Genomic DNA, 24,359 nt, shown 5'->3' with positions numbered 1-24,359 from the left:
TATGATGTTACCATTTTATGACGTAATAGTAGTGGGAGGTGGGCATGCCGGATGCGAAGCCGCAACGGCAGCAGCAAATTTGGGATCGAAAACATTGCTCATAACCATGGACATGGGTAAATATGCTCAAATGTCCTGTAATCCTGCAATTGGAGGTATTGCTAAAGGCCAAATTGTTCGGGAAATTGATGCCTTGGGAGGACAAACCGGAATTGTAGCTGATATGTCATCCATTCAGTTTCGAATGTTGAATCGGTCAAAGGGACCTGCTATGTGGAGTCCTCGCGTGCAAAGCGATCGGTTTCGCTTTTCCGAATACTGGAGAAATATATTAGAAAATACGGATAATTTAGATTTGTGGCAGGATGCGGTCATTCATCTTGTAATTGAGGACGGCGTCGTAAAAGGTGTCCAAACTAAAATTGGTGTTGAGTTTCAATCCAAGACAGTGATTTTGACTAACGGAACCTTCTTAAATGGTTTGATGCATATTGGCCAAGCGAAGATGGAAGGTGGTCGGATAGGAGAGTCTGCAGCTTATTTTATTAGTGATCAGCTGCGGGAAGCCGGCTTTAAAACCGGACGATTGAAAACCGGAACACCAGTTCGAATTGATGGACGCTCTATTGATTTTTCAAAGCTTACCGAGCAGGAAGGAGACGAGGGATATTATAAATTTTCCTATTTTCCTGAAATAAAATCGAAGTTGAAGAAGCGTAGTTGCTGGATTACTTATACATCTCCGGAAGTTCATAAGGCGTTGGAAGAAGGATTTGAAGATTCTCCTATGTATGACGGTACTATTCAAAGTACAGGTCCTCGTTATTGTCCGAGTATTGAATCGAAATTGGTAACTTTTGCAGCAAAGCAACAACATCAATTGTTTCTTGAGCCGGAAGGTGAAACAACGCATGAGTTCTATTTAAACGGCTTTTCGTCGTCGTTACCATGGCAGGTACAGTATAAAGCGTTGCGCTTGATAGAAGGTTTTGAAAATGCGAAAATTTACCGCCCGGGATACGCCATCGAATACGACTATTTTGATCCAACACAGTTGTACCATACTTTGGAAACAAAGTATATCACGAATTTGTATTTTGGTGGTCAGATTAATGGCACTACAGGATATGAAGAAGCGGCGGCGCAAGGAATTATGTCTGGGATTAATGCTCATTTAAAGGCGCATAATAAGCCCGAATTTACATTAGGCAGGAACGAGGCTTACATTGGCGTGTTGATCGATGATTTGGTTACAAAAGGAGTCGACGAGCCTTATCGTATGTTTACTTCGAGAGCTGAATATCGAATCTTATTGCGACAAGATGATGCTGATGTAAGGTTAACTCCAAAAGCATTTCAACTCGGATTAGCTTCAAAAGAGCGGTTGGATTTGCTGACTGAAAAAATCAGATTGCGCGATGAGATTATAGAATTTGTTTCTAATTTTTCGATTAAACCACAATTTATAAATGAGGTTTTGGAGGCGAAAAACACCTCCCCTTTGAAACAGGGAGTGAAACTAAAAGATATCATTTCGCGGCCTCAAATTTCTATTTTTGATGTGATAGAACCGGTCACACCGTTCAAAAAAATGCTTCAAGTTATTCCCGAAAATCGATATGAGGAAATCGTGGAATCAGCTGAGATTTTGATTAAATATTCAGGCTATATAGAACGTGAAAAATTAATGGCTGAGAAGTTCAAACGGCTCGAAAATATCAACATTGAGGATAAATTTGACTACGAAAGTATTCACACAATATCAACAGAGGCACGGCAGAAACTGACTCGGATTAAGCCACAGACTATTGGGCAGGCCAGTCGGATTTCCGGGGTGAATCCATCGGATATCAATGTGCTTTTAGTCATGCTAGGACGCTAATGTTCCACGTGGAACAAAAAGATAAAATCAACTTATGAATTTAAAAGAAACCATCAGGGATATTCCTGATTATCCGGAAAAGGGGATTAATTTTAAGGATATTACGACCATGTTGAAAGAGCCAGAAGCTTTTAATTATGTCGTTGATCAAGTGCATGAGAACTTCAAAAATAAGGGAATTACCAAGATTGTTTCATTGGAATCTCGTGGATTTATCGTGGGTGGGGCAGTAGCTTATTTGCTGAAAGCTGGTTTTGTTCCGGTGCGTAAAAAGGGAAAATTACCCGCCGAAACAATACAAGAATCCTATGAGCTGGAATATGGTTCTGATGTGATTGAGATGCATGCTGATGCCTTGAATGAAGATGATGTTGTTTTGATTCACGACGATCTTTTGGCTACCGGAGGAACTGCTTTGGCAGCTCTGAATTTGGTGCAAAAAATGAATGTGAAAAAAGTCTATTTTTCCTTTATTTGCGATTTGAAATTTATTGCCAACGGAAAGAAAAAGCTACTTTCAAATTACGAAACTCATACCCTGGTTGAGTATTAAAATTTCTTTGTGAAGTGAAATATTCATCCGTAAATAGAAATATTGAAGAGCTGAAAAAGCAGGTTTCGGTGCTTCCCGATAAGCCTGGAATTTACCAATATTTCGACAATACGGGGAAGATTATTTATGTAGGCAAAGCGAAAAGCCTCAAGAAAAGAGTCTCGTCTTATTTTTCAAAAAATCATGAAAATAGAAAAACAGCATTGCTTGTTCGGGCAATTGCTGACATTAAACATTTGGTAGTAGAGACGGAGCAAGATGCCCTTTTGTTGGAAAATAACCTCATCAAAAAATACCAGCCGCGGTATAATATCCGGTTAAAAGATGATAAAACCTATCCCTGGATTGTAATCAAAAATGAGCCGTTTCCACGCGTTTTTCAAACCCGAAATGTTATTCGCGACGGGTCACAATATTTTGGTCCGTACACTTCGGTAATGACTGTCCGAACATTACTTGAACTTTTCAGAAAGCTATATAAACTTCGCACCTGTAAATACAATCTTTCAAAGGAAAATATCAATAGTGGAAAACTAAAAGTGTGTCTGGAATATCACATTGGAAATTGTTTAGGACCGTGTGAAGGATATCAAGCGGAAGAAGATTACAAAAAATATATCGACGAAATTCGCGATATTTTGAAAGGAAATATTGCGATCGTGATCAACTATTTGCGAGAGTTGATGCAGCGATATGCTGAGAATTTTAAGTTTGAAGAGGCGAATGAGGTTAAGGAGAAGCTGCATATTTTAGAGAAATTTCAGAATAGATCAACCGTTGTTAGTTCAACAATTACTGATGTGGATGTTTTTTCAATTGATGTGGTGGAGAAAGCTGCGTTTGTAAATTACCTAAAAGTGATTAACGGTGCCATTGTGCAAACCTATACGACTGAAATAAAAAAGGCGCTGGACGAGTCAAAAGAGGAGCTGTTGGAGTATGCAATTGTCGATATCCGACAAAAAATATTTTCAAATGCCAAAGAATTGTTAGTTCCATTTCAGCCTGAATTTGAAATGGAAAACGTCAATTTTAAAGTTCCGGTAAGAGGAGATAAGAAGAAGTTACTGGATTTATCACTTCGAAATGCGAAGTATTTTAGACTCGAAAAAGAGAAGCAGCAAATTTTAGCCAAGCCTAAAGATAACACCAAGCGTATTCTGGAAACAATTAAAAAGGATTTGCAATTGAAAGAATTGCCGGTTCATATTGAGTGTTTCGATAATTCGAATTTACAAGGATCGAATCCGGTTGCTGCTTGTGTGGTTTTTAAAAATGGCAAGCCTGCAAAAAAGGAGTATCGCCATTTTCACGTAAAGACGGTGGAAGGGCCAGACGATTTTGCATCAATGCAGGAAATTGTTTACCGCCGCTACAAGCGATTGATTGACGAGGAAAAATCATTGCCGCAACTAATTATTATTGATGGAGGAAAAGGGCAATTGGGAATGGCACTGAATGCCCTAGAACAATTAAATTTAAGAGGAAAGATTTCAATAATCGGAATTGCGAAGAAATTGGAAGAAATATTTTTCCCGGGAGATTCCGTTCCGCTATATTTAGATAAAAGTTCGGAAAGTTTAAAAGTGATTCAATTTGCTCGGGATGAAGCTCACCGTTTTGGAATTACTTTTCATCGTCAATTGCGTTCGAAGAATTTTATTAAATCGGAACTGGAAGAAATTCCCGGGATTGGGGATAAGACCGTTCAGTCACTTTTGAGGCAGTTTAAAAGCCTTGAGAATTTAAAAAATCAACCCTATGATACAGTTGCCAAGGAAATAGGCGATTCTAAGGCCGTTAAAATATTCAATTATTTTAAGCTAAAGCGCTGAAATAGAAATTTGTATTCTTTAAATGTCCCCAAAAAAGCGATACCCGTTTTGAAATCAATCTAGATCAATTTCTGTACTTTTCGTCTTCATTTAATAGTCCGAGGTAAGAATAGTACCGACTTTCAGCAATTTCACCTTCCTGAACATATTTTTTGACTTCGCAACCCGGTTCGTGAGTATGGGTGCAATTGTAGTATTGACATTTTTCGAGCAACTTAAAAATTTCTGGAAAATAATGAGAGATTTCTTCTTTTTCCATTTCCAGCAAACCAAAACCTTTTATTCCTGGTGTGTCAATAATGTAACCTCCAAAACTCAATTCAAACATTTCAGAAAAAGTAGTTGTGTGTTTCCCTGTTTGATGATAGTTTGAGATTTCGCGGGTTTTTAAATTTAGTTTGGGTTCAACGGTATTAATCAAGGTTGATTTTCCAACACCGGAATGACCGGCGAAAACGTTGGTTTTATTTTCCATCCAACTTTTTAGCGTATCCATACCAATATTCTTTTTGGTTGACGTTTTTAAACAACGGTAACCAATATTTTGGTACAACTCGATCAATTCATCCAAATGCTTGGTCTGATCAATGTGGTAACGGTCAATTTTGTTAAAAATCAAAGTGCAGGGAATACGATAAGCTTCTGCAGAAGCTAAAAACCGGTCAATGAACGTAGTGGTTGTTACCGGATAATTAATAGTTATCACAAGGAATGCTTGATCAATATTAGCAGCAATAATATGCGATTGTTTCGAAAGGTTAGGCGATTTACGAATAATATAGTTTTTTCTTTCTACTATTGTAGTAATCAGACCATTGATTATGTTTTTGTTGTCTTCTGATTGTTCTTCAACCATTTTGTATTCAACATGGTCGCCCACTGCAATCGGATTGGTACTTTTAATCCCTTTCAACCGGAAGTTTCCTTTGATTTTGCATTCCACTTTCTCACCGTTTTCTGATTGTACGGTGTACCAGCTGCCTGTCGATTTTATGACAATTCCTTTATTCAATTTCTGCGATTTTTATAGTGAAGAATGTTTATCTTTCGATCTGTAAGATAATTCAAAATTAAGAAAAATTGTGAAACGTATTTTAAGCTACAATGTGAATGGCATTCGGGCAGCCATAAAAAAGGATTTTATGGGGTGGTTAAAGAACGAAGATCCGGATATTATTTGTTTGCAGGAAACTAAAGCTCAACCTGTTCAAATGAGTGAGGAGGCTTTTGCGGAAATGGGTTATCAGATTTATGCTCATTCGGCCGTAAAGAAAGGATATAGTGGCGTTGCCATTCTTTGTAAGGAAAAACCGGATCATGTGGAGTACGGAATAGGAAACGAAAAGTATGATACAGAAGGAAGGGTGATTAGAGCCGATTTTGGCGATTTAAGCGTGATAAGTGCGTATTTCCCGTCGGGAACTACCGGAGGCCCCAGACAGGCTTATAAAATGGATTTTCTGGCCGATTTTCATGCTTATTTAAATGAACTGAGGAAAACACGTCCAAATTTGGTTATTTCAGGCGATTACAATATTTGTCGATTGTGGATTGACATTCATAACCCTGAAAAGCAGCACAACACATCCGGCTTTCTGCCCGAAGAAAGGGAATGGTTTCAACAATTTGTTGATGATGGTTATTGTGATAGTTTTCGTGAGATTGTTCAAGAGCCCCATCAATACTCGTGGTGGAGTTATCGGGCCGGATCGCGGGCACGAAATAAGGGCTGGCGGATTGATTATCATATGCTAACCGAACCTCTGAAAAGCACTATTTTAAATGCTGGAATACTGGCGCAGGTTGTTCATTCAGACCATTGTCCGGTTTGGCTTGAACTGGATGTTTAGCGATGAAATGTTTCACGTGGAAACAGGACGAATTTAGTTGAAGGGTGCTGGTCACAGTCGTACTGAACTCGTTTCAGTAACAGTTTTAATTTCGAATAAGGTTTCATAAAATATGCTGAAATCAATTCAATATGGCTCTTAGTTGCCTTTTGAAAAATGCGTAAACTTTATCAAAAAGTTAAATAAATTGCTTATTCCCAATCTAAAATAATTTTTCCACAGCTTCCATCTTCCATAATGTCAAATGCGTTTTGGAAATCATCGGCTTTCATCCGGTGGGTAATTACAGGCATAATGTTTAAGCCCGATGTCAGCATCATTTCCATGTGGTACCAGGTTTCATACATTTCGCGACCGTAGATACCTTTCAGCGTCAGCCCTTTAAAAATAAGTTTGCTCCAGTTGATTTGGGTATTTTCAGGAAGTAGCCCAAGCAATGAAATTTTTCCGCCATTGTACATGTTTTCTACCATATCTTTAAAAGCGATGGGAGAGCCACTGCATTCCAAGCCGATATCGAAACCGGCCACCATTCCCAGACTGCCCATGGCATTGTGAATACTTTCTTTAGTTGGATCGATAACTTTGGTGGCGCCCATTTTTCGGGCTAGATCACGGCGGTAACTGCTCAGGTCGGTACCAACAATATTTCGGGCCCCGGCGAATTTGCTCACCGCAGTTGCCATTGCTCCAATAGGGCCTCCAATGCCGGTTATTAGCACATCTTCGCCTAAAAGAGGGAAGGAGAGAGCTGTGTGTGTTGCATTGCCCAACGGGTCCATAATGGCCATGATTTCGTCAGGAATGGAAGGATCCACTTTCAATACGTTTTTGTCCGGTACGGAAATGTATTCAGCAAAACCGCCATCGCGTTGAACTCCAATTCCAAGTGTATGATCACAAATATGCTGACGACCCCGACGACAATTACGGCAAAATCCACAGGAAATATGACCTTCAACAGTGACTCGTTCACCCACGTGAACACGATCAACTTCTGAGCCTGTTTCAACGACTTCGCCCATATATTCGTGGCCAATGATTACCGGTGGTTTAATTGTGTTTTGTGCCCATTTATCCCATTTATAAATATGAAGATCAGTGCCACAAACAGCAGCCTTCTTTATTTTGATTAAGACATCGTTGTGACCAACTTTAGGCATCGGAACCTCTTCCATCCAAAGACCACGTTCGGGTTTACTTTTTACGATTGCTTTCATAAATAATCCCTTGATTTTGCCTAGCAAGTTAGTGCAATTTGAAGGGAAAATATAGAATGAATGTCATGTTTGAAGCTCGTTCAATCTCATGTGTTGTCGGCAATGATTGATTGTAAAATATGAGTGGTTTTTGTTTCTCATCAGCGATCTTCTCTCTTGAAAACTGAGTTTTTAAAAGTTTTGCTTTTAGTTTTATCTAAATAATTACAGCGAAAATTGAAATGTTTCGGATAATTAAATCGACTCAATACTTCAAGGCTATTATACGCTATATTATTTTACGGATGGTGCTTTTAGAAGTAGAGTTTTAAAAAACAGCTTACTTTTTCCAGTAAGTAGGTATTTGTCGTGTTTATGATGGTTAATTAGTATTACTTATGTTATTTAGAATGATTATGTTTTAACAAGTATATTTTATGTTTTGAATATAAAAAGGTATTCTTGCATTATTATAATAAATAATATTGAGATAAAAGCTAGATTCTTTTGAAAGAATCTAGCTAATTAAGTATTAATAATAATTGGGAGCTGAGAAGCAACTCATCCTCCCAGAAATTTTAAAATTATGAAAATTTTTAGATTGTTAGCCTATGTGGTGCTAGTTTTGTTAATCTTTAGTGCTTGCCAGAAGGGTAAGTTGCTAGATGACAAGGGATTAGAGATTAAAGAGACGAGTTCTTTTCTTGTTGAAGATCAAATGTTGTCATTCTCTTCTAAAGAAGAAGTAAAGTATGTTGTTAATACTTTCTTGAATGAAGAAAAGCAGATTGAATCATCTTGTTTTATGAGTGAATTGCAAAATGCAAACTTTAGAGCTCTTGTAAAAAATACTGACTTGCTCAAGTCCGCAGAAATTGATGTGTATATAACAGAAGGGTTTGATACGCTAGTTCCTAATAGAGAATTTGCTAGATTGCTTAACTCAAAAGGAGAATTCATGGTGTCTGATACCGTGTATAAGATCACGCCATTTGGAACTTACTATTTTCCTAAATCTCGAAGGGAACGGTTTTATCAGATATATCCTGAATCTAACTCTGGAGATCAGAGCCTAAAGTCAGCTTCAGATAAAGAAGCTCCTCTGGGAACCTTGGTTAGCGATCGGACATACTCAATTGAAGACGACATTTACAGATACGATACATTTTCATCATATCAATTACAGTATTATCCTCCAGAAGATCCAGGTGGCGGTGGTAGTGGTGGCGGTAGTGGTGGTAGTGGAACTACGCCAACCGAGCCAAATTATGATAGCTTTAGAACCTTTAGTTATGGAGCACAAACATGGTTCGGGAGTTTCTTTGAATCAATATTTGGAAGAAACAAAGGTGAAAAAGTTGAATTTGCTTCAGGTAGGAGACGTATAAAGGTAAATTTTTATAATTATAATTATATGGGATATAAGGAATGCGGAGTTACGAGTACCTTTCAGAAGAGAAATTGGTTTGGATGGGACAATAGTAGAGCTGATGAATTGAGAGTAGGGTGGCGCAATGTAAAGCTAGTAGTTACTCCACCAATAGAAATAAGAGCAACCTACCCAGAAAACCCACCCAAGGTAGTCGGTAGAGTACTTGATGACTACGTTCCAGGAAATGATACAAAGCTCTGGAGGATGGTAGAACTTTGGGAGTGGGACGTAACAGATCAATTCAATGATGTAACAAAAGCAGCATTGGACTTAATTAAGGATCTTGGTAAAGGATTAAACAAAGACATTGAAGTTATAAAAAACTATAGAGGTGGAGAAATTGAATATTACTTTGTTTCTGATGAGAAAGTTGGGCAGAATATTGAACAACTAAATCACGTTTTCACGACTGCTTTTAATGCGAATTACAACTTTACGCCTGATGCTATTCTTCCCTCTTCTCTTAAGAGCTATGCTCTTAAGTTAGCTCAACAACAGACTGCTTTAAATTTTGATGTTGATATTCAAACGGGAGAGGTATATGGGTGTGCACGACTTGGTTCAGAATGGAAAGGGATCCGGGTTATTAAGGAGAACTGAAATAGTTAAGAATTAACAAATATAAATGATCATGAAAAAAATACTATTATTGTTATTGATGGGAACAAGTATTATAGCTTTAGCTCAAAAAGAAGAAGTTAAAGTTACCACCAGCAGTCGTATTAATTTCGTTAATCCTGGATTTGATTATGAATTTCCAATTTCGAAGTCATCTTCTATTGATCTAAACGTTGGCATAGGCGTTGGTGGATCATATAAAAATTTAACAAGTATTGAACCTGGATATACAATATTATTATCTCCTTTTTATGATATGCAAATTCGTAACTATTATAACCTCAAGAAGCGTGCTGCCCAAAATAAAAATACTCGCTATAACTCAGCTAATTTTATTGGTATGCGTTTTTTAGGGAGAGGACCAGCGATAGCAAGGAGTAAATCATTTTATAGAACGACAGAAGTTGATTATGCTATTGCTCCGGTTTGGGGAATACAGCGTTCTTTTAATCGGATTCACCTTTTGTTCGATGTTGGTCCATACTTCTATTTCGATTTCAAAGGAAATTCTGGTATTGTGCCTATTATAGAGTTAAATATTGGATATAATCTTTCAAAAAGGTAGATGTCAAGCGTTCAATTAAATAAACAAGGAGGTTTTCTTTTCAGGAAACCTCCTTGTTTATTATAAAATGTGAATGTTTACTGCTTTAATCACTATATGTTTAGTGTTCATGTTCATGAAAGTAGCTGTGCGAAAACTTCACTAATGTACTTCTAAGCTTTTCAATCACTTCCAAATCGGTGCTTTGCTTGGCTTTCATCGAAAACACAAGTAAATGATGTAACAAAGCCAGTTGATTGGTGTATTTTGCATACGCTTCAACATCAGTAGGATCGACCGGTTTAATTCGTTGGTGTAAGAAATATTGACTTACAATGTCCTGAATTTTCGTAGCATGCTCTTCTTTGTTCACCACCCAACGCACCAGCTGGTTGTAATTTTCGTCGCCGGCTTTTGACAGCTCGTTAATCTGGTTCATCGATTTTTCGAGGGTTGTGATGTGCTCCGAAATTTGTTCGATACGGAGAGAGTCGCCATAGATTCCACAAGGAATTTCGCAATGGGCATAACTTTTTAGGTTGAAGGTAATAAGGCTAAGAAATAGCACTAGAATAATTGATCTTTTCATGGTATAATCATTTAAAATTATACCAATAGAACAAGCTGATATCAAAGTGGTTTAAAAAATTAAAACCATTGAAAGAAAAAGCCCACTTTCATGAAAGTGGGCTTTTTCTTGAAAAGTATTGTTTTTTACTTCAATTCCCAACTAAAGCCGTCTTTGGTGTCTTTCACTTCAAAGCCTAATTTGGCCAGTTCATCGCGAATTTTATCTGAGGTGGCCCAATCTTTATTGGCTTTTGCTTCCATGCGTAACTGTAACAATAAATCGATGGCATGCTCATAAGCTTCGTTATTTGAGCTGCTTTGTTCTTCAGCCTTTTTTAAACCGAATAAGTCGAAAACAAAGGTGCTGTATAAGCTTTTAAGTTGTTCCAAATCGTCAGCTGAAATGCTGGCTTTTCCATCAGCAATGGAATTGATCATTTTCACCCCATCAAACAAATGGGCAATGGCAATCGGACTGTTTAGATCATCATTCATTGCCTCGTAGCATTTATTTCTCAAGCTTTTTACGTCAACTGTTGATTCCGCTTTTGCTTCCAGCTTATCCAAAGTTTCAACCGCCTTAAGCAGGCGTTCCATTCCTTTCTCGGCAGCTTGCAAGGCTTCATTCGAAAAATCAAGCGTGCTGCGATAGTGTGCCATCAGCATAAAAAAGCGGATGGTCATTGGATTATATGCTTTTTCCAATAACGGATGCTCTCCGGTGAAAAATTCTTCCAGCGAAATGGCGTTGCCCAACGATTTTCCCATTTTTTGACCGTTGAGCGTAATCATGTTGTTATGCATCCAATAACGCACGGCATCTTTCCCATGGGCAGCTTTTGCCTGGGCAATTTCCGCTTCGTGGTGAGGAAAAGTCAAGTCCATTCCACCACCATGAATATCAAAGGTTTCACCTAAATATTTACAACTCATGGCAGTACATTCGAGGTGCCATCCCGGAAAACCATCGCTCCATTTTGAAGGCCAACGCATGATATGTTCGGGTGAAGCTTTTTTCCAAATGGCAAAATCCAAGGACGAACGTTTTTCATCCTGTCCATCTAACACTCGCGTGTTGCATTGCAGATCTTCAATCTTGCGACCCGATAACTCGCCGTAAGGATAGTCTTTGGCATACTTTGCTACATCGAAATAAACCGATCCATTGCTTTCGTAGGCATAGCCTGCAGCCAATATTTGCTCAACAGTTTGTATTTGTTCAATGATGTGACCGGTTGCACGAGGTTCAATGCTTGGTGGCAAGGCATTCAGCATCTGCATATTTTTGTGGTAGTCGTTCGTGTAAATTTGAACAACCTCCATCGGCTCCAACTCATCCAGTCGGGCCTTTTTTGCAATCTTATCTTCCCCTTCATCCGCATCGTTGGCCAGGTGTCCCACATCGGTAATGTTGCGTACATAGCGAACTTTATAGCCAATGTGTTTCAGGTAGCGAAACAATAAATCGTAAGTAACAGCAGGGCGTGCATGTCCTAAGTGAGCCTTGCCGTAAACGGTTGGTCCGCAAACATACAAGCCAACCTTACCGGGATGAAGAGGTTCAAAAACTTCCTTTTTGCGTGATAATGTATTGTAAATCTGTAGCTGATTTTCCATTGATTCCAGAAATTTGTGCAAAGGTAGAAAATTTCTCCTGAACGGCTGTGCCCTGAACGCCATACAGCAACTCTTGGAATAGCTTATTAATCATTTAATTTTCCGACCATTTTTTTCGGATCAACCCACTTATCAAATTGTTCGGTTGTCAATAATCCCAATTCTACAGCCGTTTCCTTTAAAGTTTTATTTTCGGCATAAGCTTTTTTGGCAATTTTAGCAGCATTCTCATAACCGATGTGTGTGTTCAGTGCTGTTACCAACATCAATGAGTTATTTAAATGCTCTTCAATTCGGGATTGATTGGGCTCAATTCCAACCGCGCAGTTGTCGTTAAAAGCCTGGCAGGCATCGCCCAGCAAAGTAGCTGATTGTAGAAAAGCGTTGATCATGACGGGCTTAAAAACATTCAGCTCGAATTGTCCGTTTGAGCCAGCGATTGTAATGGTGGTATCGTTTCCCATCACTTGAGCGCAGACCATAGTCAATGCTTCCACTTGCGTAGGGTTGACTTTCCCAGGCATGATGGATGAGCCAGGTTCGTTGGCCGGGATGGTGATTTCGCCAATTCCCGAGCGAGGACCGGATGCCAGCAAGCGAATGTCGTTAGCAATTTTCATTAAGCTGACGGCGAGTTGTTTTAACGCCCCATGCGATTCGACAATGGCATCGTGTGCGGCCAGCGATTCGAACTTGTTTTTGGCCGTTATAAAGGGTAGTCCGGTTAAATCAGCAATCGATTTCGCTACTTCTTCGGCATAACCATCAGGAGTATTGAGCCCGGTTCCTACGGCAGTTCCTCCCAAGGCCAATTCTGACAGGTGTGGGAGCGTATTTTTCAGGGCTTTCAAGCCATGATTGAGTTGCGAAACATAGCCCGAAAATTCTTGCCCAAGGGTGAGGGGAGTGGCATCCATCCAGTGGGTGCGGCCAATTTTTACGACCTCCATCATTTGGACCGATTTCTCTTTTAGAATATCTCGCAAAAGTTCAATGTTGGGGATGGTGTGTTCCACTAGCTTTTTATAGGCAGCAATATGCATGGCTGTTGGAAAGGTGTCGTTTGACGATTGCGATTTATTGACGTCGTCATTGGGGTGAATGAATCGGTCACCCTCGCCTAATTTGTTACCGGCCAAAACATGCGCTCGGTTAGAAACGACTTCATTCACGTTCATATTGCTTTGAGTTCCTGATCCGGTTTGCCAAACCACCAGCGGAAACTCATCATCTAATTTACCGGTGATAATTTCATCACACACTTGTTGGATCAAGTGACTTTTTTCTTGGGGTAAAACACCTAGCTTTTCGTTGGTGATGACTGCTGCCTTTTTCAGGTAGCCAAAGGCATGAATAATTTCAATGGGCATACTGGCTGCCGGTCCAATTGGGAAATTCTGAACAGAACGTTGGGTTTGTGCTCCCCAATATTTATCAGCTGGTACGTTTACTTCGCCAAGTGTATCTTTTTCAATTCGATATTTCATAGCAATTGTATTCATTAGTTTCAACTACTACGACACGCGAACCGTTAAGTTTGTTTGATTCTATAGAATCCTGATTTGTTTGAGTGATGGTTTTGCTGATTTTCAGGGAAATGAAAAAATGAGTGGCTTTGTTTTTTCATTCAAAATTGCACCTATATTTGCGGCCAGTTATTTGATGTTTTGAATGAATAGGTTAACGCCTTTAAAAGAGCGGCTCCTTACGAAGAATCAGGAGGAGTACCAGGTGAAATACAACTATTTGAAATTCCCGTCACCGGAAGAAGCAGCGACTGCTATGCAAGAACGACAAGCAATTTTGTCGGTTATTGAAAGCAGGGTCAAGTGGGGATTTCATAAAAGCAAAGTCGATGTTTCGAAGCTTTCGAAAGGTTGTCAGCTTTGTGGAGAAGGACAATGGTCTTGCCTCTTTATCAATAATTTGTGTAACGGGAAATGTTTTTATTGTCCTACGCAACAGTCTGATATGGGCCAGCCGGAGACGAACACACTCCTATTTGATGATCCGCAAACCTATGTCGATTATATTCGTGAATTTGGTTTTAAAGGCGTGAGTATTTCTGGTGGCGAGCCGCTGATTTCATTCGAAAAGAGCCTGTCGTTTGTGGCAGCAGTTAAAAACGCCTTTGCCGATGAAGTTTACGTTTGGATGTATACCAATGGGATTTTGTTAACTCCGGAAAAAGTAGAGGCATTAAAAAGTGCCGGGTTAAATGAAATTCGTTTCGATATTGGTGCTACCGATTACAAGACTGACCAACTGAAGTTAGCTGTTGGGCGAATTCCCGTAGTGACCGTTGAAATACCGGCTGTTCCGCACGAAGAAGAATTGCTGAAGCAAAAAATACGAGAGTTGAAGGATTTAGGCGTGAATCACCTGAATTTTCATCAAATGCGGCTGACTCCCTACAATTTTAATAAACTGATTGAACACGATTATACCTACTCGCATGGTGAAAAAGTAACCGTGATGGATTCTGAATTGACAGCGTTGCGATTGATCCGTTTTTCGTTGGATGAAGGCATTGATCTGCCGATCAACTACTGTTCGTTTGTTTATAAAAACAGGCATCAAAAGTCGGCCAATCGTCAAAAACATGCTTCCATCGTAAAATACTCCTGGGAAGAAATCACCGGAAATGGGTTCATCCGAAATCTCTTTGTTAAAGTGAAAGCTGATGATCATCATTCAATTCAGAAACAATTTGAAAATGAATTGGCTGAAGGAAAAATGGCTTTTAGTTCGTCCATTAATCGGCTCGACTTTCACGAAGGACAACTGCAGGCGGTAAAATCGTTGCAATTGCCTTTATTTATTGAATACCATGTTAGCCAGATTTTTCCACAGGCAACCGGATTAAACGATTTTCAGACCATTTATCTAAATGAAGATAGTGAAGTTGTTGTTGAACGTCGGCCGGCAACTTTACCCATTGAATTGGATGCACAAAAGCTGGAAGTAGTTGAAAAATTACTGAGTGGAGAAATTCAATATTCTGAAATAGAAGATGCACAGACTCAGCAAATCATGACTTTCGAAATTATCCCGGCGGGACTAGGGGATTATTATTAAATCACCTTGATCAACTCCTCTTTTTGCTTGGTTAAGTAGCCAAAAACGGATGTGTTGAGTTCGTTTTGTTCCAGGATGGCTTTCACTTCATCCAATGAACTTTCCTCTACCGCAAGTAATAGCCCGCCAGAAGTTTGAGGATCGCAAAGTAGCAACTTGTCATCTTCCGACTTTAACTTTACGCGGCAACCATAACTGTCCCAATTGCGATGAGTACCACCGGGTATGCAGTCTTGCGCTATGTATTCGGCCACTTCAGCAAAGCGTGGAATTTTGTCCAGCTCAATTTCTGTTGACAATTTGCTTCCCTCACACAACTCCGTTAAGTGCCCCAACAGTCCAAATCCGGTCACATCGGTCATTGCTTTTAAACCGGGTATTGTGGCTAGTTCGGCTCCAACTTTATTTAGTTTCATCATCGAGTCAGGTGCAATCTGGCTGTGTTGAGCTTTAAGCTTGCCATTTTTTTGAGCAGTGGTCAGAATGCCAACACCAAGTGGCTTGGTTAAAAGCAAGTGGCAACCTTCGGTAGCGGTGTCGTTTCGCTTTAACTCGTTGATGGATACTTGTCCGGTTACCGCCAATCCAAAGATAGGCTCGGGGCTGTCAATACTGTGGCCCCCTGCCAACGGAATGCCCGCTTCGATACATGATTGACGACCTCCATCCAATACCTGTTGAGCAATTTCCGGAGCTAGTTTATTAACCGGCCAGCCCAGAATTGCAATGGCCAGCAATGGCTTTCCACCCATGGCGTACACGTCGCTGATGGCATTGGCTGCCGCAATTTTTCCAAAAGTGAACGGATCATCAACAATGGGCATAAAAAAGTCGGTGGTGCTAATAATGGCCGTCCCGTTTTGCATGTCGTAAACGGCTGCATCATCGCGGCTATCATTTCCCACAAGTAAGTTGGGATGGTCGACTGTAGCCAACTGGCTGTGTAAAATTGTGCCTAAAACTTTGGGTGATATTTTACAGCCACAACCGGCGCCATGGCTATATTGCGTGAGCTTGATTTCGTTCATATTCTTCTACAAATTTTATGAGGATTTGAGCATTTTTCTGCGTATCAATTTTCGAAAGCTTTATTCGATGTACCTTTGTTGGTTTGCGATGTTCAACCCCTTTGTTGTACGCTTTGTCGTAGTATTGAAGCGCAATCTTTGCTACTTCAAAATGATTATTTTCAGCCAGGTAATCATGTGCGAGTTTTACGTTTTGCCCGCCCAGCCTTTTGCTAATGCCTTCAATCGCCGAAGCCAGCAACTCATTTCCATAGGAGGCGTAGTCACCAACTAGAAATTTTGCGCGTTCAGCTTTGGGGATATCAATAAAATAAACCACCTGTTCGCGAATTTGAAGAAAGAGCATAATGGGAATTTTTACTCGCCCAATGCTATGACTTTCGTCTTCAACCCAAATAGCTTTGTTTAAACTAAGTTGACTGAATTCTCGGTGTAGCTTGTTTTCAAATTGCTCGACAGTTGGTTGAGCGACCTCGCCAATTGCACCAAAAGCCGATCCTTTGTGGTGAGCCAATCCTTCCAGGTTGATCACCTGTTGTCCCATCTCTTTTATTTTGTGAAGCAGTTGTGTTTTTCCGCTACCCGTGTAACCTCCAAGTACCCGAAGTCGAAAGGGTTGGTCAAAAAAGTTCAGCACATAATTGCGATAGGCTTTATAGCCTCCGGTAATTACGTATACTTCATCAAAACCATTGCTGTGCAAGTGTTCGGCAAATGCCTGGCTACGCATGCCGCCCCGCCAGCAATGAACGGCAATGGCTGATTTCCCCGCAACTCTTCTGCTTTCGGTAATAAAAAAATCCAGCTTCGGCGTAACGTATTTATAACCCAGTTCAATCGCTTTTTCGCGCGACTGTTGCACGTAAACCGTTCCTACATCTGCTCGTTCTTCATTCGAAAATAGAGCAATGTTGGTCGCTCCCGGAATATGGCCTTTGTCATATTCGCCGGGCGAACGAACATCAATCAGAGGCTGTGGGTGCTCCTGAGCAAAATAATCACCGATGCTGATTTTGGTTATCATGGGTGCAAAAGTAGCTGATTTTTTCGGACTAGCCTGTCGGGCTATTTATCCATTTTGCAGCTTGATGTACTGCCAATTCCAATCTTAAGCCTACTTATTCCTTGATAATTATCACTTTTGACACTACATTTGCATCGATTTATTAAATGTTCCCTGTGATTGGGAATTTGTGGTTATAAAGAAGAGTGGAGAGAACGGGCTCTGTGAAACTCTGGCAACCCTCTGTTAAACAACGGGAACGGTGCCAAAACCCAGCCGGTAACGGAATTATAATTGAAACTAAAATTTAAAAGAGTGAAAATACAATCGAACTTCCATTTCCTGTTGAGCTTCATGCATTTTTCGAACCGATGTATGCGTTGATCAGCGCCATATATTTCCGTTATCTACAAAATAGCTTGGCAGATTGATTTCAAATCATCAGGGCTAAGCTAAATAGAGACAAGACTAACATAAAGAGAAAAATGATTTTTGAACCCAGAACATATCGTAACAGTTTTTCGAAAGAACGCTTTCAGTCGTTTGTAATTACCTGCAATGATTCCGATTTATGGATTGGAGTTGATCCTGCTTCCGATAAAGAAGAGATGAGTGAAGTGGCTTTGAATAAACTCACGGCTATTCAGAACGAACTGGAAGTTTACATTGCTAGGGACGGTTTTTTTAAAAAAAGTTTGAAACCTTGTGACGTACAGGAAAATGCGCCAGATTTTGTCAGGTTGATGGCTCAGGCTGCTGAAAAAGCAGGCGTTGGTCCAATGGCTGCGGTGTCTGGCATGTTTAGCGAGTTGATCGGTAGGGAGCTTTTGGAAAACTTCTCAATCAACGAATTGGTTGTTGTCAACGGAGGTGATACCTACATGAAACTTCAAAATTCGCTGGTAATGACTGTTTTTGCAGGCGAATCGCCACTGTCGGGAATGGTAGGGTTAGAAATTGATGCTGAACAAACTCCACTGGGTATTTGTACTTTTGCTCAGACAGGGCAAAGCCCAATGAATTTTGGAAAGGCCGATGCAGTCATAATTGCTTGTAAAGAAACAGCACTGGCTGATGCATTTACCACTGGGTTTGGTAACCTGATTAAAAAGCCAGCCGATGTGGAGAAAGTATTAAAACGCACGGAACGCTTTGAGGAAATTATCTCGGCTGTGCTGATCTGCGATGATCAGATCGGCATTCGAGGTGAATTTGAAATAAAACTTTTAAGTTGAAAAATGAGGCAAAGTGAGCGGGTGACCCTGAGTCACCCGCTCACTAAAACCCGCCCAAAAAAAATAAGATGACAAAGAAAAACGACATACGCGAAGAACTAAAAAACAGGGTGTTGGTGCTGGATGGTGCCATGGGAACCATGATTCAGAAATACAAACTGGAAGAGAACGATTTTCGAACAGCTGATATGGCTGAATTGACCAATGAAATGTTCGGAAATAACGATATGCTTTCATTAACTCATCCGGAGATTATTCGTGGTATTCATGCTGAGTTTTTGGATGCCGGATCTGACATTTTGGAAACCAATACCTTTAATGCCAACCGCATTTCGCAGGCTGATTATCACACCGAGAATTGGGTGTACAAAATGAATAAAGCGTCGGCTGAAGTTGCTAAAGCAGTGGCTGATGAATACACGCAGAAAGACCCCTCGAAACCGCGTTATGTGGCTGGTGCCTTGGGGCCAACCAATAAAACGTTGTCGTTGTCGCCCGATGTGAATGATCCGGGCTACCGTGCTGCCTCTTTCGATAGTGTGAAAGAAGCTTACCGCGAGCAGCTTGAAGGATTGCTGGATGGGGGCGTTGACTTGTTGTTGATCGAAACCATTTTTGATACGCTGAATGCCAAAGCTGCTCTGTTTGCCGTTGAAGAAGAATTGGAAAAACGAGGAATTCGCCTTCCGGTAATGGTTTCCGGAACAATTACCGATGCCAGTGGACGGACTCTTTCCGGGCAGACGGTGGAAGCTTTCCTGAATTCAATGAGGCACATCGACCTGTTGAGTATCGGCTTGAACTGTTCGTTGGGAGCCAAAGATATGCGTCCTTATTTAGAGGAAATGTCGAAAAAGGCACCGTTTTACATCAGTGCTTATCCGAATGCCGGATTGCCGAACCAATTTGGAGAGTACGACGAAACACCCGAGGAAATGGCTACGCAGGTGAAAGACTTTCTGGATAACCATTTTGTCAATATTATTGGCGGATGTTGCGGCACAACGCCTGATCATATTCGCAAGTTTGCCGGCATTGCTGCTGCGGCCGAACCACATATCAAACAAAAGAATGACGAGTTAACACGATTCAGTGGACTGGAGCCTGTTACGATTACCGAAAACACCAATTTTATGAATATTGGTGAGCGATGTAATGTTTCTGGATCACGTAAGTTTGCGCGCTTAATTCGTGACGAAAAATATGAAGAGGCACTGGCGGTAGCTCGTGCTCAGGTAGAAGATGGTGCCCAGGTGATTGATGTGAATCTGGATGATGCGATGTTGGATGCCAAAAAGGAAATGGTCACCTTTCTGAACTTGTTGATGGCGGAACCTGATATTGCCAAATTACCGGTGATGGTCGATTCGTCGAAATGGGAAGTGATTGAAGCCGGATTGAAATGCTTACAGGGAAAGGCGATAGTGAACTCCATCAGTATGAAAGAAGGCGAGGAGCAGTTTCTGGAGCAAGCCCGCAAAGTTAAACGCTATGGTGCGGCAGTAGTCGTCATGGCTTTTGATGAAAAAGGACAGGCCGACAACTTTGAGCGACGCATTGAAATTTGTGAACGTGCCTACAAATTACTGACTGAAAAGATCAACTTTCCTGCTGAAGATATCATTTTCGATCCCAATATTTTGACTATTGGTACGGGAATGGAGGAGCATAACAATTATGCGGTTGATTTTATCAAGGCGATTAACTGGATCAAAAATAACCTGCCACATGCCAAAACCAGTGGTGGTGTCAGTAATGTGTCGTTTTCGTTCCGTGGAAACAATCTGGTACGCGAAGCCATTCATTCGGTGTTTCTGTTTCATGCCATCAAAGCCGGCCTGGACATGGGAATCGTGAACCCGGGTATGTTGCAGATTTACGATGAAATTCCCAGAGATCTTCTTGAGTATGTTGAGGACTTGGTGATGAACCGACGTCCTGATGCCACGGAGCGTTTACTGGAATTTGCGCAGGATTTGAAAGCGGATCCGAATAAAGTTGTCCGGAAAGATGAATGGCGCGAACTGCCTCTTGAAAAGCGCTTGGAGCACTCGCTGGTAAAAGGATTGCCCGAGTTTATTGAGCAGGATCTGGCCGAAGCATTGCCCCAATATCAGCCAACATTGAATATCATTGAAGGTCCGCTGATGGATGGCATGAACGTGGTGGGCGACCTGTTTGGTTCCGGTAAAATGTTCTTGCCACAGGTGATCAAATCGGCTCGTGTGATGAAAAAAGCAGTGGCTTTTCTGTTGCCTTACGTTGAGGCTGACAAAGCAAAATATAAGAACCAGCAAAGTCGCCAGAAAAAAGTACTTATGGCCACTGTAAAAGGTGATGTGCACGATATTGGTAAAAATATTGTGGGCGTGGTGCTGGGTTGTAACAACTACGAAGTCATTGATTTGGGTGTGATGGTTCCAACCCAAAAAATACTGGAAACTGCCAAAAAGGAAAATGTTGATATTATTGGATTGAGTGGATTGATTACGCCCTCACTTGAGATCATGGCCAGTGTAGCAACCGAAATGGAGCGTCAGAATTTTCATCTCCCGCTGTTGGTTGGTGGTGCTACTACCTCTAAAATTCATACGGCAGTAAAAATTGAACCGAACTATTCTCATCCGGTTATTCACGTGAAAGATGCCAGCCGCACGGTGAATGTTGTAGCGAATTTACTGGCGAATAATGAGGAATATATTCAGTCGGTAAAAGATGAATACGCGAAAATACGGGAGTTCCACAGTCAAAAAAAGAAAAGGGAATACCTGACTTTGGATGAAGCTCGAGCCAATAAATTTCAGATTGATTGGAGTAGAGATGAAATATACAAACCCAAACAAACCGGTATTTTCGAGTTGATCGATTTTCCGATTGAAGAATTGCGCAAGTACATCGATTGGAATTTCTTCTTCTTTGTATGGGAATTGCGAGGCAAATTTCCTGATATACTGGAAGATGAACGCCAGGGAGAGCAAGCTCGAAAAGTCTATGAAGACGCTCAGAAAATGTTGGATGAGATCATCGAAAAGAAAATGATTCAGGCAAACGGAATTTATGGCATTTGGCCGGCTCATTCCGAAGGCGACGACATTGTTTTGTTTGATGATGAAGCACGTGAAAAGGAACTGGGCAGATTCTATCATTTGCGACAGCAGGAAAAGAAACGCGAAGGTTCGCCTAATTTCTGTTTAGCAGATTTTGTAGCTCCCAAGGAAATTGATAAAACGGATTATTGTGGCGCTTTTGCGGTAACTGCCGGTATTGGTATTGAAAAGTGGATGGCTGAGTTTAAGGCAGACCACGACGATTACAACGCAATCATGCTCGAAGCACTGGCTGATCGACTGGCCGAAGCTTTTGCCGAAGTGTTGCACGAAAAAGTACGCCGCGAATACTGGGGATATAAGCCGGAAGAGGAGTTGAGTTGGGATGATATTCTGAAGGTTCGTTATCAGGGAATTCGCCCGGCGATGGGCTATCCGGCCTGTCCGGAGCACCACGAAAAAGAAAACCTGTTTGAGGTGCTCGGAGCTCAAAAAATAGGCATTACGCTTTCAGAGCATTACGCCATGTATCCTACGGCAGCTGTGTGCGGACAGTTCTTTGCACATCCCGAATCACGTTATTTCAGTTTGGAAAAGATTGGAAAAGATCAGGTGGAAGATTACGCTACGCGCAAAGATGTTTCAGTTGATTTGGTAGAGCAGTTTTTACCGGTTAACTTGAATTATAAAGGAGTATAAAAATTAAAAGATAGTGAATAATTCAGCAAAGAAGGCATTTATTGCTTTTGTTATAGGAATGGTGTTTATGTTTGTGCTCGATATGGTTTTTCACTTCAACAACTCGGTTGAAAAACAACTGGAAAGAGAAACCAATAAGGCTGGAAAGAAAATAGAAAATCTGTTTAAAAAGTAGGCAAAATGAAAGTTAGCGACATCATCAACAACAGCGATAAAACGGTTTTTTCGTTTGAGCTGCTCCCTCCCCTTAAGGGAAATGATGCAAGTAATATTTACAGGACAATTGAAAGTCTGATTGATTACGATCCAAAGTATATCAACATTACGACACACCGCGATGAGATGGTTTTTAAGGAATTGGCGGATGGAACGATTGAAAAGCGAACGGTTCGTAAACGCCCCGGAACAGTGGCTATTGCAGCGGCTATTCAGCATAAATACGGGATTCCGGTCGTGCCACATATTTTGTGCGGTGGTTTTTCGAAAAGCGAAACCGAACACGTGCTGATTGACCTGAACTTTATGGGAATTAATAATGTGTTGGCTTTGCGTGGCGACGGCTTAAAAACAGACCATATTTTTCGTCCAAATCCTGATGGTAATGGAAATGCCAACGAACTGGTGGAGCAGATTGTAAACCTTCGCGAAGGTAAATATTTAGAGCCGGATTTAAAGAATAATTCACCACTCGATTTTTGCATTGGAGTTGCTGGCTACCCCGAAAAGCATTTTGAATCACCCAACTTTGATACAGACATGGATCGCCTGAAACAAAAAGTGGATGCTGGTGCTGATTACATTGTTACTCAAATGTTTTTCGATAATCAGGTGTATTACAACTTTGTAGAAAAATGCCGTGCAAATGGAATTACAGTGCCAATTATTCCGGGAGTTAAACCCATCAACACGAAAAACCAGTTGACCGTATTACCAAAAATATTTTCAATCGATCTTCCTCAGGAGTTGTCAACCGAGCTGGCAAAATGCAAGAATAACGACGATGCCAAAATTGTAGGTACTGAATGGGCCATTCACCAATCGAAAGATTTGGTAGCGCACAATGTACCCAGCTTGCATATGTACACTTACGGTGTTTCCGACAATGCACGAAAAATTGTTGAGGCGGTTTTTTAGGAGACCTCAATTGTTTCAATCCAAGAATAATACAATCCGATCTTTTACAGGTCGGATTTTTTTGTCAGTGTTTTTATTTCCTAAAAACCAGAATTCTTATTAACAGCAACTTACGGAATACAAATACCAATAATGAATAGGAACGATTGGCTTTCTTCAGAGGCCATACCAATGACTCCAAGCTTGTTTTTGAAAGTTGTGTTTTAGGTTTCTTTCTAAATTGATTTATCTTCACCCCTTCAATGATGAGCTTTGTGCATTATTTGCAACTCTCACAAAAGCGTGCTGAGAGCGAAGTGTTAATGTATAGAAAATTCCACGATATTATTGATATAGTGATCAAAATCTTTCTGAGAAGAAAACAGTAATTTATAGATTTCGCTGACAGGAAATACTTTTCCATTGGAAGCAAGCACTTTAAATTTATTATTCTTTTCAAAAATTATTCCGGGAATTGGAAAAATTGCTGTGTTTTGAGTCAGTGTAATTTTGAAATACAAGTTCGCATTTATTAAAATGTTTCTATTGATATTTTTTAAATATTCATGATTATCAGATATAGAAATTCCATCTCTTCCAACCCCATACCCGTCTCTGACAGTAAACCGAATAAGCATAGCATCATTTTCAAAAACAAGAAGTTCACTATTGTTGACTGCTAGTTTCCCTGTGTTTAAGTAGCTAAATAGATTCCCGTTGTAGTTTTCCAAAGCCTCAACCGGAATATTCATTGATGGAACAAGAAGATATTCAAGCGAATCAAAATTGGCTATTTTGAAAGATGGGTTGTAACGTAAAATTATATCTTTATTCCGTTCGAACCAGTTCGATGGAAATTTTGTTTGAAAATATTCCGGTATTTTGAAACTCGAAACTTGATTAAACTCTTTCTTAAGGAGTTCTTCGTTGAAATCAACTTTTTTGTTTGTGCACATAGTTGAACTAAATCCGCCATTCGGCGGACAGCTGCAACCAAAGTTATTGAATGTTTGTAAATTGATGTCATGTTTAACAAATAAATATTGATCATCATGA

The 24,359-nt window shown here is 40.4% G+C and carries 19 protein-coding genes and 1 riboswitch; of the genes, 11 read left to right on the top strand and 8 right to left on the bottom strand.

Annotated features, from left to right (window positions below; all coding sequences use genetic code 11):
• Position 1 precedes the first annotated feature (1 nt).
• From mnmG to uvrC, 3 genes are read left to right on the top strand one after another with little or no spacing between them, the layout of a single operon-like run.
• A complete protein-coding gene (mnmG, locus tag ACTB00_RS04335) occupies positions 2 to 1,882 on the top strand; it encodes a tRNA uridine-5-carboxymethylaminomethyl(34) synthesis enzyme MnmG (protein ID WP_463298719.1) in 1,881 nt (626 codons plus the stop codon).
• A 34-nt stretch (positions 1,883 to 1,916) separates the two neighbouring features.
• Positions 1,917 to 2,435, top strand: coding sequence for an adenine phosphoribosyltransferase (locus ACTB00_RS04330; RefSeq protein ID WP_463298718.1), 519 nt, complete (start codon positions 1,917 to 1,919; stop codon positions 2,433 to 2,435).
• A 14-nt stretch (positions 2,436 to 2,449) separates the two neighbouring features.
• Positions 2,450 to 4,270, top strand: a complete 1,821-nt coding sequence (uvrC, locus tag ACTB00_RS04325) for an excinuclease ABC subunit UvrC (protein ID WP_463298717.1) — start codon at positions 2,450 to 2,452, stop codon at positions 4,268 to 4,270.
• Between the two features lie 64 nt (positions 4,271 to 4,334).
• Here uvrC and rsgA read toward each other — a convergent pair whose 3' ends face one another.
• Positions 4,335 to 5,282, bottom strand: a complete 948-nt coding sequence (rsgA, locus tag ACTB00_RS04320; RefSeq protein ID WP_463298716.1) for a ribosome small subunit-dependent GTPase A — start codon at positions 5,280 to 5,282, stop codon at positions 4,335 to 4,337.
• A 70-nt stretch (positions 5,283 to 5,352) separates the two neighbouring features.
• Here rsgA and ACTB00_RS04315 point away from each other — a divergent pair, with 70 nt between their 5' ends.
• On the top strand, positions 5,353 to 6,120 hold the full coding sequence (locus ACTB00_RS04315) for an exodeoxyribonuclease III (protein WP_463298715.1): 768 nt from the start codon (positions 5,353 to 5,355) through the stop codon (positions 6,118 to 6,120).
• Between the two features lie 191 nt (positions 6,121 to 6,311).
• On the opposite strand, the gene tdh is transcribed toward ACTB00_RS04315, so the two are convergent.
• Positions 6,312 to 7,340, bottom strand: coding sequence for an L-threonine 3-dehydrogenase (gene tdh, locus ACTB00_RS04310; protein ID WP_463298714.1), 1,029 nt, complete (start codon positions 7,338 to 7,340; stop codon positions 6,312 to 6,314).
• 565 nt (positions 7,341 to 7,905) lie between these two features.
• Here tdh and ACTB00_RS04305 point away from each other — a divergent pair.
• Both ACTB00_RS04305 and ACTB00_RS04300 read left to right on the top strand, forming a co-directional pair.
• The gene (locus ACTB00_RS04305) at positions 7,906 to 9,351 is read left to right on the top strand and encodes a hypothetical protein (protein WP_463298713.1); all 1,446 of its coding nucleotides are present in this window, start codon (positions 7,906 to 7,908) and stop codon (positions 9,349 to 9,351) included.
• A 31-nt stretch (positions 9,352 to 9,382) separates the two neighbouring features.
• The gene (locus ACTB00_RS04300) at positions 9,383 to 9,934 is read left to right on the top strand and encodes a hypothetical protein (protein WP_463298712.1); all 552 of its coding nucleotides are present in this window, start codon (positions 9,383 to 9,385) and stop codon (positions 9,932 to 9,934) included.
• 100 nt (positions 9,935 to 10,034) lie between these two features.
• On the opposite strand, the gene ACTB00_RS04295 is transcribed toward ACTB00_RS04300, so the two are convergent.
• The 3 genes from ACTB00_RS04295 to fumC form a co-directional block, all read right to left on the bottom strand.
• Complete coding sequence (locus ACTB00_RS04295; RefSeq protein ID WP_463298711.1) at positions 10,035 to 10,502, bottom strand: superoxide dismutase [Ni]; 468 nt, start codon at positions 10,500 to 10,502, stop codon at positions 10,035 to 10,037.
• 125 nt (positions 10,503 to 10,627) lie between these two features.
• Entirely contained in the window at positions 10,628 to 12,100 is a 1,473-nt protein-coding gene (cysS, locus tag ACTB00_RS04290; protein WP_463298710.1) for a cysteine--tRNA ligase, read from the bottom strand.
• A gap of 86 nt (positions 12,101 to 12,186) precedes the next feature.
• On the bottom strand, positions 12,187 to 13,587 hold the full coding sequence (fumC, locus tag ACTB00_RS04285; protein ID WP_463298709.1) for a class II fumarate hydratase: 1,401 nt from the start codon (positions 13,585 to 13,587) through the stop codon (positions 12,187 to 12,189).
• A 184-nt stretch (positions 13,588 to 13,771) separates the two neighbouring features.
• On the opposite strand from fumC, the gene ACTB00_RS04280 reads away from it, so the two are divergent.
• The gene (locus ACTB00_RS04280; protein WP_463298708.1) at positions 13,772 to 15,178 is read left to right on the top strand and encodes a radical SAM protein; all 1,407 of its coding nucleotides are present in this window, start codon (positions 13,772 to 13,774) and stop codon (positions 15,176 to 15,178) included.
• On the opposite strand, the gene selD is transcribed toward ACTB00_RS04280, so the two are convergent.
• Together selD and mnmH are read right to left on the bottom strand one after the other, a co-directional pair.
• Complete coding sequence (gene selD, locus ACTB00_RS04275) at positions 15,175 to 16,206, bottom strand: selenide, water dikinase SelD (RefSeq protein WP_463298707.1); 1,032 nt, start codon at positions 16,204 to 16,206, stop codon at positions 15,175 to 15,177. The genes ACTB00_RS04280 and selD overlap by 4 nt on opposite strands.
• On the bottom strand, positions 16,178 to 17,230 hold the full coding sequence (gene mnmH / locus ACTB00_RS04270) for a tRNA 2-selenouridine(34) synthase MnmH (protein ID WP_463298705.1): 1,053 nt from the start codon (positions 17,228 to 17,230) through the stop codon (positions 16,178 to 16,180). The genes selD and mnmH overlap by 29 nt, the downstream gene beginning before the upstream one ends.
• 170 nt (positions 17,231 to 17,400) lie before the next feature.
• A riboswitch (SAM riboswitch) is annotated at positions 17,401 to 17,506 on the top strand.
• Between the two features lie 188 nt (positions 17,507 to 17,694).
• Between mnmH and ACTB00_RS04265 the strand changes: the two genes are divergently transcribed.
• The 4 genes from ACTB00_RS04265 to metF all read left to right on the top strand — a co-directional run bounded on the left by ACTB00_RS04265 (position 17,695) and on the right by metF (position 23,324).
• Positions 17,695 to 18,444 (top strand): UPF0280 family protein, encoded by a 750-nt coding sequence (locus ACTB00_RS04265; RefSeq protein WP_463298704.1) that lies wholly within the window; start codon positions 17,695 to 17,697, stop codon positions 18,442 to 18,444.
• Positions 18,445 to 18,512: 68 nt separating this feature from the next.
• Positions 18,513 to 22,190, top strand: a complete 3,678-nt coding sequence (gene metH / locus ACTB00_RS04260; protein WP_463298703.1) for a methionine synthase — start codon at positions 18,513 to 18,515, stop codon at positions 22,188 to 22,190.
• Positions 22,191 to 22,203: 13 nt separating this feature from the next.
• Positions 22,204 to 22,365, top strand: a complete 162-nt coding sequence (locus ACTB00_RS04255; protein ID WP_463298702.1) for a hypothetical protein — start codon at positions 22,204 to 22,206, stop codon at positions 22,363 to 22,365.
• A 5-nt stretch (positions 22,366 to 22,370) separates the two neighbouring features.
• On the top strand, positions 22,371 to 23,324 hold the full coding sequence (metF, locus tag ACTB00_RS04250; protein ID WP_463298701.1) for a methylenetetrahydrofolate reductase [NAD(P)H]: 954 nt from the start codon (positions 22,371 to 22,373) through the stop codon (positions 23,322 to 23,324).
• A gap of 299 nt (positions 23,325 to 23,623) precedes the next feature.
• On the opposite strand, the gene ACTB00_RS04245 is transcribed toward metF, so the two are convergent.
• Entirely contained in the window at positions 23,624 to 24,055 is a 432-nt protein-coding gene (locus ACTB00_RS04245) for a cysteine peptidase family C39 domain-containing protein (protein ID WP_463298700.1), read from the bottom strand.
• Between the last annotated feature and the right edge of the window lie 304 nt (positions 24,056 to 24,359).

This window comes from Sunxiuqinia sp., assembly GCF_055140945.1.
This window is presented reverse-complemented; position numbering and strand designations above follow the sequence as displayed.